The organism is Metabacillus schmidteae (assembly GCF_903166545.1).
GTDB lineage: Bacteria > Bacillota > Bacilli > Bacillales > Bacillaceae > Metabacillus > Metabacillus schmidteae.
The window spans coordinates 650,814-666,190 of the sequence record NZ_CAESCH010000001.1 but is presented as its reverse complement, the minus strand read 5'-3'; the positions used below and the strand labels follow the sequence as shown (position 1 = coordinate 666,190).

The window sequence follows — 15,377 nt, the reverse complement described above, 5'->3', positions numbered from 1 at the left end:
CTTGTCCCTCCTTTATTCTAAAATCGATGGTACACGAATATATCCATCAGCATGATCTGGTGCATTTTTGACAACTTCTTCATTGTCCAATCCTTTTTTAGGAACATCTTCTCTCATCACATTTTTCATATCTAATACATGTGAAGTAGGCTTTACATTTTCTGTATCAACTTCATTTAATTGCTCTGCAAACGTAATAATTGCATCTAATTGTTTAGTAAAAAGCTCAGCATCTTCTTCTGTTATAGATAAACGCGCTAAGTTCGCAACGTGTTTTACTTGGTCAATTGAAATTCTAGACATCTAACACTCACCTCCACAAAATCGTACAATCACAATACTCTGATGATACCAAATGAACATATATTTAATCAACAATTGTAGAGAAAAGCAGATTGAAATGATTTTATCTGAGGATTTTATCTACGATTATTTTATTTTATCTCCGATTACAGCTATTTATCTTCGATTTTCTCAATTTATCGATTATTCGACGAAAATCTACAACAAACCGCTAGCTCTATACTAGCGGTCCCCACTCCTACTCAATCTCAATTTTCTTTGGCTTCTTTTTATTTAGCTGAACCTCAAGTAACCCATGTTTGTACACAGCCTTCATATTTTGCCTCAGTACATAATGAGGCAGAGAAACACTTTTGACTCCACTGATTCTTCGGCTTTCGTGACGTTGCTCCTTCACCGTAATGACCACAGCATCATCACGCAATTCAACTTGAATATCTTCTTTCGGGACACCTGGGAGTTCAGCAATAATAATAAAGTGATTTTTTGTTTCTTTTACATCCAAAGAAAAATTAGCTGCGGAATTTGACTTTCTAAACGCTTCATCAATAGAATCCAGCAATGTTCGCTTTGGTCGACTTTGAAAAAAGTCATTGATCTGCTTCATTGGATCATTCATTCTTTATGCCCTCCATTTTCGTTTCAATAGTATATCCTATGAAGCTAATCAGTTTTTGCCTATTAGAAAAACTCGGCTTTACACCCAGATATAAAGGAAGTAGATGGATTTTCCTTAAAAAAAATAACATCCCCTAAATCTAAAAAGGGGATGTTATGGCTATTAAGACTTTCGTAATTCAGTTTTAAACGTATCGAACTCATTTTGAACTTCTTCTGAAGGCGCCTTTCCTAATAAACTCACGACCATAATGGCGATCCACGCAAATACAAAACCAGGTGCCAATTCATACAGGTCGAAAATACCGCCAGTTATTTGTTTCCACACAATAACTGTTACAGCCCCAACGATAATTCCTGCTAATGCACCATTTCGCGTCATACGCTTCCAGAACAAGCTCAAGATTATAACAGGACCAAATGCTGCTCCAAATCCTGCCCAAGCATAACTTACTAGTTCTAAAACTTTACTTTCTCGATCGTAACCAAGTAAGATAGCAATTACTGCAATTACTAATACGGCAATTCTTCCAACAAACATTTCTTCTTTTTGGCTAGCTTCTTTTCTAAAAATAGCTTTATAGAAGTCCTGTGCTAAGGCACTTGAAGAAACAAGTAATTGTGAATCAACTGTACTCATAATCGCTGATAAAATAGCTGCAAGCAAGAATCCTGCTACCCACGGATTGAATAATACCTGCGAGAACATAATAAAGACTGTTTCCGAGTTCTCCAGCGGTGAATCGGCAAAGTAAGCAATACCGGTGAACCCAATAAAAATGGCTCCGAAAAGAGAAACGATCATCCAAGTCATACCAATTAATCTTGCCTTTGGTATTTCTTTTGTTGACTTAATTCCCATAAAACGAACGATAATATGCGGTTGACCAAAGTATCCTAAACCCCAAGCCAGTAAAGAAACAACACCAATAAAAGTTGCACCTGTTGTAATGTCTAAATAGGATGGATCAATGTTTCCAACCTTTTGCAATGTTTCATTCCATCCACCAAGTTCATAAACAACGACTATTGGAATAATGATAAGTGCTAAAAACATTAGTATACCTTGTATAAAGTCGGTCCAACTTGCAGCTAAAAAGCCTCCAAAGAATGTATAGGATAAGATAACTGCTGCACCAACCCATAAAGCCAATCTATAATCCATGCCAAATGAGCTTTCTAATAATATTGCTCCACCGACAAGACTTGATGAAGTATAGAATGTAAAGAATACTAGAATAACAATTGCTGAGATGACTCTTAAAATCTTTGAATTGTCTCGAAAACGATTCTCAAAAAAATCAGGCACTGTTATTGAATCATTTGCAACTTCTGTGTACACCCTAAATGGTTTTGCAATAAATTGCCAATTCAAGTATGCACCGATTGCCAATCCAATTGCAATCCAGGCTCCTCCCATACCACTCACATACATGGCACCAGGTAAACCCAGCATTAGCCAGCCACTCATATCTGATGATCCGGCACTTAATGCAGCAACACCCGCTGTTAATCGTCGGCCACCTAAGACATAGTCAGATAGATTACTAGTCATTCTAGCTGCTACAATCCCTACAAATAGCATTCCGACTAGATAGATAATGATTGCTATTAATGTTGGTAAATTAATTTCCATTATTCATTTCCTCTCCTTTCAGTAAAGTAAGTTACTAATGAAAGTACAATTAGCAAAGGCATTGGTACTAACAACCAAAACCATGTAGCTCCTGTTAGTGCGTGTTCCATCGATTGCTCACCTCCTAAATCAGCTATCACCAAATCCTTATGCAAGTTTATGCAATTTCATGATGAATGATATAAATAGTTTACTAGGATGACAATAGGCAGAACTCGTTAAACATCGTAACACAATTTGACAAAGCAAACAAATTTTCGTGTTGGACTTAAATAACAAAATGAATATTTATGCATTAAAACGCATTAAATAGGCAGTATATCCTATAATAGATTATATCTATTCATTAAAATTCATAAAATTAAGTTCGCAAAAAACGTGCTTTCCCAAACACTTTTTGGTGAATTTTGTCTTTATGTAACTAGAATTTCATGATATAACATTTCACTTTTCCCTTAATTTACTTGCTTGAAACGTCTTTTACATCTTCAAGATTCTGGAGACATTTCTAGATTTATGGTAAAATTGGACAAGAATCATTCTTGTCAGGAGTGGTAAAATTGAAAAAATTTTTAATTGGATTTGGTGGTTTCTTAATCCTTCTAGGTATTGGTGGATTAATCAATCATATATCGATGACTGTTAAAGCTGCTGAAGCAGAAAGAGAAATGTATGGTGGTTCAATCGAATTTATGTTACTTCAAATGGCTGGTTCACTTGGACCTTATTTATTTGCGTTGATAGGTGGAGGGATCATTATTGCCCTTGCAGCCTTTTTAACCGCATATGAAAAAAGAAATGACCTCACAGCACAGTTAATTCACGCATTACCGAACAAAGGTTTAGATGAAAAAATAAACCCACCTCATCCACTGCCACAACAAAAAGAAAATACACCACTGCAGGAATCAATTTCGGATGAAACTCCGCAATATGACCAACCTCACAATGAGCGGCTATACTGGAATGGTTAATGAAATCCCAATTTACTTTAGTTAATAGAAAAAACGCTTGGAAATCCAAGCGTTTTTGTTATTTATATATATGAACCGTTGGCTCTTCTTGATTTGGTTCTCTCAAAATAAGTGCTTCTTGACCAGATGTTGACATAATATTGACTTCTACATTCATGTAATCTGGAAAGTATTCCATTACCTTACCCGTAACAAATTGAGTAAATGCAACAACCTCTGATTTTCCATAAAACTGCATTGGAATTTCAATATCTAAATAGTTAAGTTCATCGTTTTTATAGAACGCTTTTCCTATTACCCCAGTGTAATTTGGGAAAAATTCCTCGATATCCTGCTTAAAGCGATTAAACATTTGGGCATCATCTCTATAGTCTTTTGTTGCTTCAGATGATGGAAAGAAGTAATAATCCTCATTTATGTCTTCCCATTTCCCTAACGTGTTTGTCCCTTGTTTTACTGTTGTTTTAGCAATAAAATTACCCGGTACAATAGAGGATCTTTTTTCTTGTTCATATAACGCAATTACAATTGGCACATTTTCTAAACCATTTGTTTTTCTAACACGTTTAATAACTTCCTGTGCAATCTCATTTCCTTTTGAAAGAATTTCACTTCTACTAATATTATGCTCTCTGGCATAACCTTTCTCTTGTTTAAAGTAGTGAACAGAATTCATAGCTAACCCGATCACAACACCGCCAAGCTTGGCAGTATTACCTTCCTGGATTAAATAGTTATGCTCAAGCATATGTGCTAAATAGATAGGGTTTTCTGCATTCTGTTGTTCTAATCCACCTTTACCGGACAGTGCAGGATTTAATCCTAACTCTACATATTCCTCTTTATTTTCCTTTGCCTCTGCTTGTGCTTGTTCTAGGTTCTCTCCTGTTTTCTTTCTGCTTAACCAGCTTGTAATCACATCACCTGTTAAATATTGCCCTTCCTGATAAAGATATTTATCTGTTGAAAAGGTATCTTGTGCAATTCTCATTAAACCTGTTTCAAACTCATCAATATCAAGCCTTGTATTTAATTGCTCTGAAACTAAACCTCTTGCTTCCCCTTGCTTAAATGGTAAGACCATTTTGTAATATGAATCTGAAATATTATACTTTGGAATAATCGCTGTTTCCTTTGATTCATCCTCGGTTTCCTGAACGATTTCATCTTGCTCTCCGAAATTAGGTGCACATGCCGTTAAAAATAGTAAGCCTGTTAGCACCATAACTAGTTTCTTTTTCAATGTAAGTCCACACCTCTTATTTTTCTCAATTTCGCTAGGACTGGTTGACGATTATTTATTTAATTCTTCTATTAGTTGAGCTTCATTCCATACTTCAATATTTAACTCTTCAGCTTTTTTCAGTTTACTTCCTGCAGCCTCACCAGCTATGACAAGATCAGTACTTTTGCTAACACTTCCAGTAACCTTTCCTCCCAGAGCTTCAATACCTTCTTTCGCTTCATTCCGTGACAATTGTTCAAGCTTTCCCGTTAAGACAATGGTTTTGCCGGCAAAATAAGAATTGCTATCCTCTGCTTTTACAAGCTTCGGACCTTTATACATTGTGTTAACACCTAATGCTTTTAAATCACTCACAAGATGTTGTACATCCGGGTTTAAGAAATAAGTTGTAATTGCATCTGCCATTTTTCCGCCAATTTCATCAATAGCTATTAACTCTTCCTCTGTACTCCTCTGAAGATTTTCAATTGATTCAAAATGTTGAGCCAATGTTTTAGCTGCTTTTGCCCCAACATGACGGATTCCTAAACCAAAAAGAAGTCTTTCAAGTGAATTTTCCTTTGATTGCTCAATCGCTTGTAATAGGTTATCTGTCGACTTTTCACCCATTCTCTCAAGCCCTAGAAGCTGTTCTCTTGTTAACCGATAGAGATCTGCCACATCTTTAATTAATCCTGCATGGAATAGCTGAGAAACAACTCTTTCCCCAAGACCATCTATATTCATCGCATTTCTTGAGACAAAATGAATGAGACCTTCTTGAATTTGAGCCGGACATTGCGGATTAATACATCGTAATGCTACTTCCCCTTCAATCCTTACCAGCTCACTTTCACATGCAGGGCAATGTGTTGGCATTGAAAATTCCTGTTCCTCACCTGTTCTATGCTCCACTAAAACATTGACAACCTCAGGAATGATGTCACCCGCTTTTTTCACGACAACGGTGTCTCCGAGTTTAATATCTTTTTCTCTAATCAAATCTTCATTATGTAGTGATGCACGCTGAACAGTTGTGCCTGCAACTCTTACCGGCTCTAAAATAGCTGTTGGTGTGATAACACCTGTTCTACCTACACTTAATTCAATTTTAAGCAGCTTTGTCATCACTTCTTCAGCAGGAAATTTATAAGCAATTGCCCAACGGGGACTTTTTGCCGTAAACCCCAACTCTTCCTGTTGAGCTAAGGAGTCTACCTTAATGACAATCCCATCAATATCATACGGAAGTGTTGCACGTTTTTCCTGCAGGTTTTCAACTAGTGTGATTACCTCATCAATATTTTCACATTTTCTACGTTCCTTATTAGTTTTAAAGCTTTCTTTTTCGAGAAAATCCAGTGCTTCACTATGTCTTTGAATACCTGTAGCACCTAAATCTGCGATACTATAAACAAAAATATCCAGATTTCTCTTTGCTGCAATCTTTGGGTCTAGCTGTCTAATTGAACCCGCAGCAGCATTTCTGGGATTTGCAAATGGCTCTTCCTCAGCAGCTAGTCGAAGTTCATTTAACTTTTCAAAAGATTTCCCCGGCATAAACACTTCGCCGCGTACTTCAAAGGACACATCGGATTTTAACTTTAGTGGAATAGAGCGAACAGTTTTTAAATTTTCCGTAATATCTTCTCCTGTTGTTCCATCACCACGTGTTGCTCCTTGAACAAAATAACCATTTTCATACCGTAGAGATACAGCCAATCCATCTATTTTTAATTCAACAACATATTGTACGTCGTCTCCAACCGCTTGTCTGACTCTTCTATCAAAATCTCTCAGGTCCTGTTCATTAAATGCATTTCCGAGACTTAGCATTGGTGTTCTATGTACAACCTTTTGAAAAGCCTCTAACACAACCCCTCCAACCCTTTGGGTCGGAGAGTCTTGTGTTTTAAATTCAGGAAATTCTTGTTCAAGCTTTATAAGTTCCTGCATGAGACGATCATATTCTGCATCAGGGACACTTGGCTGATCTAAAACATGATATTCATAGTTGTAAGTGTTTAGTAGCTCATGCAGCTCTTGAACTCGTTTTGTTGCTGATTGTTTATCCATTCAGATGTCCAATCCTTTCTACCGAAACTTTAGTTTAGACACGATTAATAGGAGCAAATTTAGCTAATAGACGTTTAATCCCTACTGGACTAGGAAACGCAATATCTAATTCCTTTCCTTCTCCTGCTCCTTTTACACTCACAACCGTACCAATGCCCCACTTTTTATGTTCAGCCTTATCTCCAACTGCCCACGGAAGTTCATCTCCACCAGTAGTTGATGCCATAACAACAGGTCTTGATACCGGGGATCTCTTTTCCTGTCTACGGGCAGCACTAAATGAAGATGCAGCTTTTTTTGCTTGTTCATTCAAGTTCTCAATTAATTCACTTGGAATTTCGGATATAAATCGTGATTCCGGATTCATACTCGTCCTACCAAATAATGTACGCATTTGGGCATTTGTTAGGAATAATTCCTGCTCAGCCCTTGTAATACCTACATATGCCAGGCGGCGTTCTTCCTCCATCTCATCTTCTTCCATTAAGGAACGGCTATGTGGGAAAACCCCTTCTTCAAGTCCGATTAAAAAGACAACCGGGAACTCTAATCCTTTTGCAGAGTGAAGCGTCATTAAAACGAGTGCATCACTTTGTTCCTGCTCATCTTCATCAAGCTTGTCAATATCTGATACAAGAGCTAAGTCTGTTAAAAAGGCAACAAGACTCTTGTCTTCACTTTGTTTTTCAAATGTTTGCGTAACAGATAAAAACTCATCAATATTTTCTAAACGGCTTTGAGCTTCTAGTGTCTTTTCTTGCTTTAACATATCTCGATATCCTGATTTTTCAATAATCTCTTCTGCCAATTCTGTAACAGAAAGATAATCCTGCATATTGCCAAGATTTCTGATTAATTCCCGAAACTCTACCATAGCATTAACAACTCTAGCACTTACTCCAATATGTTCAATTTCATCTAGTGCCCGGAATATAGAGATATCTTGATCGATTGCGTAATTGGCAATCCTATCGAAAGATGTTGAACCAACCCCACGCTTCGGTACATTGATTACACGGGCTAGGCTAATATCGTCATCCGGATTAGCAATTAACCGAAGATACGCTAGTAAATCCTTAATCTCTTTTCGATCGTAGAACTTAATGCCTCCGACAATTGTGTAATTCAAGTTTGATTTTAATAATACTTCCTCAATGATACGCGACTGTGCATTTGTACGATAAAGGATCGCTATATCAGATAGCTTTCGTTGCCCTGAATCTACGAGCTGCTTAATTTTCCCTGCAACAAATTGACCTTCTGATGCCTCACTGTCAGCACGATAGTACGTAATTTTCGCTCCTTGCGGATTTTCCGTCCACAACTTTTTCGGTTTTCGATTTGAATTCTTCATAATTACTTCGTTTGCGGCTTCCAAAATGAGCTTTGTAGAACGGTAGTTTTGTTCTAAAAGAATTACATTTGCTTGAGGATAATCCTTTTCAAACGATAGAATATTGGCAATGTCGGCCCCACGCCAACGGTAGATCGATTGATCTGAGTCCCCAACCACACATAAATTTTGGAATCTTGCAGCTAAAAGCTTAACAAGCATATATTGCGCTCTGTTTGTATCTTGATACTCATCAACATGAATATATTGGAACTTTCGCTGATATGCCTCCAGCACTTCTGGAACACGCTGAAATAGTTGAATCGTCGTCATAATAAGATCATCAAAATCAAGTGACTGGTTTTTCCGGAGTTTCTTTTGATAATCCTTGTAAATATCACTTACAATTTGTTCGTAATGACTGCCTGCTTGATTATCAAATTCTTCTGGTGTAATCAGTTCATTTTTGGCACTGCTAATAGATCCTAAAATGCTTCTTGGATCATACTTTTTAGGGTCAAGATTTCTCTCTTTTAAAACTGATTTTATCACGGACAATTGATCTGTCGTATCAAGAATGGAAAAGTTACGATTAATTCCCATTCTGTCACTATCTCTTCTTAAAATTCTTACACACATCGAATGGAAAGTAGAAATCCAGATCTCATCTCCGCCTGATCCTAAGATTCCTTGAATTCTCTCTCTCATTTCACGTGCCGCTTTATTTGTAAATGTAATTGCCAATATGTTCCAAGGGGCAATTTGTTTTTCTGTCATTAAATACGCAATACGATGAGTCAAAACCCTCGTTTTTCCACTACCGGCACCTGCCATAATTAATAAAGGTCCGTCAGTTGTTTTAACCGCATTTTGTTGCATATCATTCAAACCTGCTAATAACTGATTTGATAAAAATTGCAACATTCTCACCATCCTTTATACAAACATATGTTCTATTCTAACGTCATCACAATAATCCTTCAACTACAGAGTGATGGATACTAGAATATATTATTATTTAATTTTTTCTTTTCACAGCATCTACAGTTTTCAGAGCAGCAGGTAAGTTTTCATATATGACATTCCCCACGACAACCACATCTGCAAATTGAGAAAATTTTTTTGCCTGCTCAGGCGTTAAAATTCCACCGCCATAGAAAAGTTTTGTTGTATTTAACACTTTTTTCGTTTCCTCTACAACAGCAATATCCCCAAGTTTTCCACTATACTCCAAATAGAAAATTGGTAGATGATACATGTTTTCTGCTACACGGGCATATGCTTTTACATCTTCAATTGTCAGATCTGTATTTGCATCTGTTAAAGCTGCGGCTTTACATTCCGGATTAAGTATACAATAGCCCTCGACAAGAACTTCATCCCAATTCATAATTTCACCATATTCCTTAACAGCTTCTTGGTGAAGCTCCATCATCCACTTTGTTTTTTTACTATTTAAAACAGTTGGAATGAAATACAAATCAAACCCGGGAATAATTGATTCTGCTGTTGAAACTTCCAACACACATGGGATAAGATAGCGTCTAATTCTCGCCATTAAATTCAACACATTATCCTCTGTGATATTATCACTTCCGCCAACTAAAATTCCATCTGTACCAGATTCACAGATCTTCTCTAGTTGTTCATCACTTATCTCTTTATCAGGATCGAGTTTAAACACATGCTTCCACTCGGTAATATCGTACATGCTTGGATTCCTCCATTCAAAACATCCATTTCCCTATTATAACAAATTACCTTGTGGCAAAAAACTTAAAAGAGAAGGAAGATGTTTGAAGTTTTAGAAGTAAGATTTGTTTATTAATGTAAAATAAAAAACACCGCAATATGCGGTGTTTATCAATCTACTCTACTTCTTCTTCCGTTTCGTTTTTTCCATGAACACGTTCCAATGCCATTGTATAAGCATCATTTCCATAATTTAAGCAGCGCTTTACTCGCGAAATAGTCGCTGTGCTTGCACCTGTTTCTGTTTCGATTTTATGATAGGTATTCCCTTCACGCAGCATTCTTGCAACTTCAAGCCTTTGTGCTAGTGATTGAATCTCATTGACTGTGCATAAATCATCAAAAAAACGATAGCATTCCTCAAGGTCTTTTAATGACAAAATAGATTGAAAAAGCTGATCAAGCTCTTTCCCACGAAGCTTTTCTATTTGCATAAATCATTCTCCTTTTAATTTTACGATTGAATTAAAAACATATCTAAATTTGGTACAATATTAATCCATGTTTTTCCCGGAACAAACTTTACGATGTTTCCGTCTTTTATTGGTAAAATCCTACCATCTTTATTTACCCATTCTACCTCTTGCATCAAACCATTTTGAAGTAATATGGCTTTTCCTCTAGAAGTCAAATCAATGTCTCTTCTTCCATAATCATCAATTATGCTATGGTCCATTTCGAGTACAAGTATATTTGAAAGTTTAACAGGATCATTACTTTCAAGATCAACCGTTTGTTGATTGTTACTATATCGACTATAGGACTTCTCAGTTTGATTATACTCGTAAGTCGCATGCCAGGTTTGAGAGTTGTCATATTTGATAACAAACTTGTTTGCTTGTTTTCCCTCTAAGTTTTTTTCTTCTTCTTCCGTTAGAAATTCATAAGGCTCTACTTCAGAAGCTACTTCGTATTGCTTGGAAATTGCACCTTCTAAAATATTTTCTTTTGATATATAGGAGTTATGTGGTGCTTTCCGATGGTCAGCTCTCCAAAACAGTGTTCCATCATATTCCATACCATTTAAGGAATCGACTTCACCATTAGATAGCTTTTCTAAGGCATCAGGGCTATAGCCATGTGCAATATAGAGTGCATTATAACCTTTACTTAAATCAATGTAATACGGCCTGGCACTTCTTACAGGTCCTATTATATCTGGGATCTCACTTTGAAAAATAGCGAGAAATCTCGTAATATTACCTTCGGCTAAGACTTCATATACAATGTCTGCCTTTGTTAACCCTGATTGCGGTCTTGCTGCAGGGTGATTATTAATCATCACACCAACTGGACGTTGTGTTACATTTTGTTCTTCTGATTCTATTCCTGTTAATGGCGAGACAACGCTTTCTTCAACAACTTCGACTACTGGTTCATCTATTTTTTCGGATGCTCCATTATCCGGAGTACTTTGCTCTTGTGAATCATTGTTACTGCAGGCACTCATAAATACACATATGGATAAAAGTGCTACCGCAAATTTTGCATTCCTCAAGCTAACACAACCTCATCTCATTTTCCACTTTTATATTTTAACGCATTATAGATGGAAAGAGTACCGTTTTTTTCATCACATCAAATATACCTCTTGGTGTAATTCGAATATATGGTAAATGAGTAGATGATAAAAAAAGCAAAGAATGAATCGGGTCATCAAATGGATATCCCCGCTCTTTTAGCAAGATATTTAATTCCTTATGCTTTGTCATTATCTTATCAAGAACCTCATTCGAAGCCCCACCATTTAATTGTAAGGGCAGTTCAAATATGATACGGTCATTTTCTGATAATACAATCCCTCCACCAATTTCTTTCATTCGTGCAAATGCCGATAACATTTCATTTTTATTTTTTCCGATAATAATAATATCACCTGTTGTAGAATACGAACTAGCAAAACCTTGCACTTTATTTGAAAAGCCTTTTACCATAGTATTAACCCGCCACTGACCATTGCGATCAATTAATGCTAAAAAGCTTTCGTCATGATTTTCTGAAAGATTATCTGAAGAACTATCAATTGTGATTGAATACGGCTCCATTATGACAGCATTACGCATTTTCATACCCATTGGCATCGAAAACTGTAAATCGTCAATGAGAAGGTCCCATTTTATTTCCGCAGGCTCTAATCCATATTGCTCCCATTTCACACCGTCGTTATATGGTTGAACTTCCCTGTTTTTCACAAGCCATTTACCTTTTGACATAACAGATAGTGGATTTGGGTTATCAATATTCTCCAGTATATTCAATGTTGCCATACGACCTGGTGCAATAACACCAATACGGTCTTCTATCTGATAATATCGAGCAATATTAAACGAAGCCATATGATAGGCGTCTATTGCAGGAACATTACATTCTAATGCAATATTTATACATGTGTTTATCATCCCATTTTCATAAAATGTTGGTGTTGAACCATCTGTCGTAAAGTATAAATGGTCATACACTGTTAGTCCTTCATCCTGTACTTCTCTTATTAACTTTTCCAGGTCCTGGCGAATAGAGGATTGTCTCAATGCAGCAGTATACCCCATTTTTAAACGGTTAACCACATCTTTACCTGTCATTGATTCATGATCACTATCAACACCAAATAATTTCATTTTCATTAACGTATTTTCAGAAGCCCCAGGAAAATGCCCTTCTAATCGTTTTCCCTTCCTTTTTGTTTCCTGTAACCAATATAAGATCCAATCATCCCCATCAGCAAGCTTAGGCCATCCTGTTAACTCTCCACCTTGTAGAACAGCTTTATGCTCCAACCACTTTCGAACAAAATCATGAGAAAAGACCTTTTCTTCAGAGTTCACCTCTGTTTGCAAATCAAATCTGGCCCACCAGTAAAAGTGGTAAGGCAGCTTCTCCATATCCTCGATAAAAGTAAGCGCTTTCTTTTTATTGGTCTGTAAAAGCAGAAATAGGTTATCACCGACGAATGTTGTTGTACCTGTTTGTGACACATATCTCGCTAAGGATTGGGGATTATATAATTGAAATGGATGAGCATGTGGCTCAATATACCCTGGCACGACCACCTTGGAAGCGCAATCAATTATTTCCATCTGAGAAGTCTTGTCAGGTAATTTGTCCCCCACATAAACAATTCGATCTTCATAAATCCAGATATTCGCTTTCATCCATTGCCTTAAGTAAGAATTAAGATATGTTGCATTTTTAAGAACAACTGTCGGAGCTAAATCATTCGTTAAAACGTCTATTTGTTTTCGTATCTGACTATTTTTCCATTGAAATTTTTGCTCGGGCATAAAAGACCCTCCATTTTCTAGTTACTACTTAGATACTATGTTAACATATGGATTTTATTAACGCATTAAAGATTTTATTTCAATTTTATGACAATTTAGGAGGTTTATGATGGTTAGACCAAATATTGGGATTGTTAATGCGCTTATACGAATCACATGCGGCCTGTCTATTCTAGCATGGGCTACATCAAAATATTGTAAGAAGCCTTGGAGAGATTCTTATCTTATCGCGATCATTCTTGGTGCTATGAAGGTTGGAGAAGGTATCCTGCGTTTTTGTCCAATTACGTATTTGTTTGAGAATAGAAGTTCTTATTTCTTTGACGATGATGATGAAGATTTTTTTGATGAAGATGTGGAGGAAGTTACGTATAATCCTTCTTAATTAATAGAGCATTTTTCTCGTACTGCTTTGTAAAAAGTATTGTGTTGGTTGATTGGTGCTCCAGGATGCTCGCTTTCCGTGGGGTGGGCGGTGAGCTTCCTCGTCGCAAGCGCCTGTGGGATCTCACCTGTCCCACTACTCCCACAGGAGTCTCGCACCTTACGCACCAATCAACTATACTGTATTTTGTCTAACTTACTTATCAATATCAACGGATTCTTAATATGTGCCAAACTTAAAAGGGGACCGGAGTTATTAATCCAGTCCCCTTACTCAACCCGGAGGTGTTTCATATGTTTTTAGAATATTTAACAGATATGTCGTTTCTTCTTATTGCAATAATTGGCGGTATTGTTGCTTTGCTTTATGTTTATATTAAGAAACGACGTGCTTAATTGCCTTATTTCCAATGTCTGTTCTGTAGAACAATGCAGGTGCTGAAATTTTTTCAACTAGTTCATATGCTTGTTTTTGTGCATCTTTAATCGTTGAACCATAGCCTGATACAACAAGCACACGACCTCCATTATTTACAAACTGATCATCCACTTTTTTCGTTCCTGCATGGAAGATAACAGCCTCTTCATGTTTAGCAGTAAGTGGACCGATCGTTTGTCCCTTTTTGTAGTCATTTGGATAGCCTTTTGAAGCAAGAACAACGCCAAGCACTGCTTGCTCAGACCATTTTAACTCGACAGGTTCGTCATTAATGATAGACAATAACGACGCTACTAGATCAGATTCCAGTCTTGGCAGGACAACCTGTGTCTCCGGGTCACCAAAACGAGCATTAAATTCAATAACCTTTGGTCCATTTGAAGTTAGGATTAGCCCGGCATAGAGAATTCCCGTAAATGAACGTCCCTCGCTTACAAGTGCTTTTGCCGCCGGCTTTAAAATCGTTTCAACTGCAGTAGTAACAACTTCTTCGGAAATTTGCGGTACAGGAGAATAAGCACCCATTCCACCGGTGTTTGGCCCTTCATCATTATCAAAAGCGCGCTTGTGATCCTGAGCTATGACCATTGGGTACACTTGTTCACCTTTAACAAATGCCATTAATGAAAATTCTTCACCTGCTAAAAATTCCTCAATAACTACAGAACTTGATGCATCACCAAATTTCGCATTTTCCAGCATATCTGTCACACTATCTAATGCTACATCAAGAGTTTCAGCAACCGTTACACCTTTACCAGCAGCTAATCCATCGGCTTTGATAACAATTGGTGCACCCTTTTCCTGAATATATGCCTTTGCCTTTTCTACATCTGTGAACGTTTGATATTCAGCAGTTGGAATATTGTATTTGATCATAATTTCTTTAGCAAAGTTTTTGCTGCCTTCAATAAGAGCCGCTTCTTTTCTTGGGCCAAATACTTTTAAGCCTTCAGCTTCAAAATCATTTACGATACCGTTAAGTAAAGGAACTTCAGGACCAACGATTGTTAAATCAATTTCTTTCTCTTTTGCAAAAGAAACTAATGCATCATTGTCTGTTTCGCTAATGTTTACTCTTGTAGCCAGTTCATTCATTCCATCATTACCAGGTGCAACAAAAACTTCCTCTACAAGTTTACTTTGTGCTGCCTTCCATACTAATGCATGTTCACGTCCGCCTTGCCCGATAATTAGTACTTTCATCTTTACACCCCGCTCTTGTTTATAAAACATTCTAGAGCCAGACCGACTGGCTCTATGTTCATCGTTTAGGAATTTATAAAATCCTTGAACTGTGGATAAGCGCTTTGACGTCCAGCTCCAGCGCCTAGCCCCTCGAGGTCATAAGCCACAAAT

At 37.0% G+C, this 15,377-nt stretch carries 15 protein-coding genes; 4 read left to right on the top strand and 11 right to left on the bottom strand.

What is annotated here, in order from left to right:
• Window positions 1-12: 12 nt before the first annotated feature.
• Window positions 13-303 carry an Asp-tRNA(Asn)/Glu-tRNA(Gln) amidotransferase subunit GatC gene (gatC, locus tag HWV59_RS03270; protein WP_102231056.1) on the bottom strand — a complete coding sequence of 97 codons (291 nt, stop codon included), beginning with the start codon at window positions 301-303 and terminating at the stop codon, window positions 13-15.
• A gap of 52 nt (window positions 304-355) precedes the next feature.
• Here gatC and HWV59_RS03265 point away from each other — a divergent pair, with 52 nt between their 5' ends.
• Window positions 356-529 carry a hypothetical protein gene (locus HWV59_RS03265; RefSeq protein ID WP_175638045.1) on the top strand — a complete coding sequence of 58 codons (174 nt, stop codon included), beginning with the start codon at window positions 356-358 and terminating at the stop codon, window positions 527-529.
• Between the two features lie 12 nt (window positions 530-541).
• Here the strand turns inward: HWV59_RS03265 and HWV59_RS03260 are convergent, their stop codons facing one another.
• Window positions 542-922, bottom strand: a complete 381-nt coding sequence (locus tag HWV59_RS03260) for an Hsp20/alpha crystallin family protein (RefSeq protein WP_175638044.1) — start codon at window positions 920-922, stop codon at window positions 542-544.
• 162 nt (window positions 923-1,084) lie between these two features.
• Entirely contained in the window at window positions 1,085-2,557 is a 1,473-nt protein-coding gene (putP, locus tag HWV59_RS03255; protein WP_102231059.1) for a sodium/proline symporter PutP, read from the bottom strand.
• Between the two features lie 560 nt (window positions 2,558-3,117).
• Between putP and HWV59_RS03250 the strand changes: the two genes are divergently transcribed.
• Complete coding sequence (locus tag HWV59_RS03250; RefSeq protein WP_102231060.1) at window positions 3,118-3,531, top strand: hypothetical protein; 414 nt, start codon at window positions 3,118-3,120, stop codon at window positions 3,529-3,531.
• A gap of 58 nt (window positions 3,532-3,589) precedes the next feature.
• Here the strand turns inward: HWV59_RS03250 and HWV59_RS03245 are convergent, their stop codons facing one another.
• From HWV59_RS03245 to HWV59_RS03215, 7 genes are all read right to left on the bottom strand, one after another.
• Window positions 3,590-4,774 (bottom strand): CamS family sex pheromone protein, encoded by a 1,185-nt coding sequence (locus tag HWV59_RS03245; protein WP_102231061.1) that lies wholly within the window; start codon window positions 4,772-4,774, stop codon window positions 3,590-3,592.
• A gap of 51 nt (window positions 4,775-4,825) precedes the next feature.
• Entirely contained in the window at window positions 4,826-6,832 is a 2,007-nt protein-coding gene (gene ligA, locus HWV59_RS03240) for an NAD-dependent DNA ligase LigA (protein WP_102231062.1), read from the bottom strand.
• Window positions 6,833-6,866: 34 nt separating this feature from the next.
• Entirely contained in the window at window positions 6,867-9,086 is a 2,220-nt protein-coding gene (pcrA, locus tag HWV59_RS03235; RefSeq protein WP_175639966.1) for a DNA helicase PcrA, read from the bottom strand.
• Window positions 9,087-9,183: 97 nt separating this feature from the next.
• Complete coding sequence (gene pcrB, locus HWV59_RS03230) at window positions 9,184-9,876, bottom strand: heptaprenylglyceryl phosphate synthase (protein ID WP_175638043.1); 693 nt, start codon at window positions 9,874-9,876, stop codon at window positions 9,184-9,186.
• A 157-nt stretch (window positions 9,877-10,033) separates the two neighbouring features.
• Window positions 10,034-10,351, bottom strand: a complete 318-nt coding sequence (locus HWV59_RS03225; RefSeq protein ID WP_102231064.1) for a YerC/YecD family TrpR-related protein — start codon at window positions 10,349-10,351, stop codon at window positions 10,034-10,036.
• A gap of 20 nt (window positions 10,352-10,371) precedes the next feature.
• Entirely contained in the window at window positions 10,372-11,415 is a 1,044-nt protein-coding gene (locus HWV59_RS03220) for a DUF3048 domain-containing protein (RefSeq protein WP_235991653.1), read from the bottom strand.
• 37 nt (window positions 11,416-11,452) lie between these two features.
• The gene (locus tag HWV59_RS03215; protein WP_175638042.1) at window positions 11,453-13,195 is read right to left on the bottom strand and encodes an adenine deaminase C-terminal domain-containing protein; all 1,743 of its coding nucleotides are present in this window, start codon (window positions 13,193-13,195) and stop codon (window positions 11,453-11,455) included.
• Between the two features lie 106 nt (window positions 13,196-13,301).
• Between HWV59_RS03215 and HWV59_RS03210 the strand changes: the two genes are divergently transcribed.
• Both HWV59_RS03210 and HWV59_RS27360 read left to right on the top strand, forming a co-directional pair.
• Window positions 13,302-13,580: a YgaP family membrane protein gene (locus HWV59_RS03210; protein ID WP_175638041.1), complete on the top strand. Its 279-nt coding sequence runs from the start codon at window positions 13,302-13,304 to the stop codon at window positions 13,578-13,580.
• A 293-nt stretch (window positions 13,581-13,873) separates the two neighbouring features.
• The gene (locus HWV59_RS27360) at window positions 13,874-13,975 is read left to right on the top strand and encodes an EYxxD motif small membrane protein (protein WP_328824175.1); all 102 of its coding nucleotides are present in this window, start codon (window positions 13,874-13,876) and stop codon (window positions 13,973-13,975) included.
• On the opposite strand, the gene purD is transcribed toward HWV59_RS27360, so the two are convergent.
• Window positions 13,956-15,224, bottom strand: a complete 1,269-nt coding sequence (gene purD / locus HWV59_RS03205) for a phosphoribosylamine--glycine ligase (protein WP_102231067.1) — start codon at window positions 15,222-15,224, stop codon at window positions 13,956-13,958. The two genes, HWV59_RS27360 and purD, sit on opposite strands and share 20 nt — an antisense overlap.
• Window positions 15,225-15,377: the final 153 nt, after the last annotated feature.

Coding starts and splice junctions, on each gene's coding strand:
- HWV59_RS27360 (WP_328824175.1), top strand. CDS start 13,874: ATGTTTTTAGAATATTTAACAGATATGTCGTTTCTTCTTATTGCAATA.
- pcrB (WP_175638043.1), bottom strand. CDS start 9,876: ATGTACGATATTACCGAGTGGAAGCATGTGTTTAAACTCGATCCTGAT.
- gatC (WP_102231056.1), bottom strand. CDS start 303: ATGTCTAGAATTTCAATTGACCAAGTAAAACACGTTGCGAACTTAGCG.
- HWV59_RS03260 (WP_175638044.1), bottom strand. CDS start 922: ATGAATGATCCAATGAAGCAGATCAATGACTTTTTTCAAAGTCGACCA.
- HWV59_RS03215 (WP_175638042.1), bottom strand. CDS start 13,195: ATGCCCGAGCAAAAATTTCAATGGAAAAATAGTCAGATACGAAAACAA.
- putP (WP_102231059.1), bottom strand. CDS start 2,557: ATGGAAATTAATTTACCAACATTAATAGCAATCATTATCTATCTAGTC.
- HWV59_RS03225 (WP_102231064.1), bottom strand. CDS start 10,351: ATGCAAATAGAAAAGCTTCGTGGGAAAGAGCTTGATCAGCTTTTTCAA.
- HWV59_RS03265 (WP_175638045.1), top strand. CDS start 356: ATGAACATATATTTAATCAACAATTGTAGAGAAAAGCAGATTGAAATG.
- ligA (WP_102231062.1), bottom strand. CDS start 6,832: ATGGATAAACAATCAGCAACAAAACGAGTTCAAGAGCTGCATGAGCTA.
- purD (WP_102231067.1), bottom strand. CDS start 15,224: ATGAAAGTACTAATTATCGGGCAAGGCGGACGTGAACATGCATTAGTA.
- HWV59_RS03210 (WP_175638041.1), top strand. CDS start 13,302: ATGATGGTTAGACCAAATATTGGGATTGTTAATGCGCTTATACGAATC.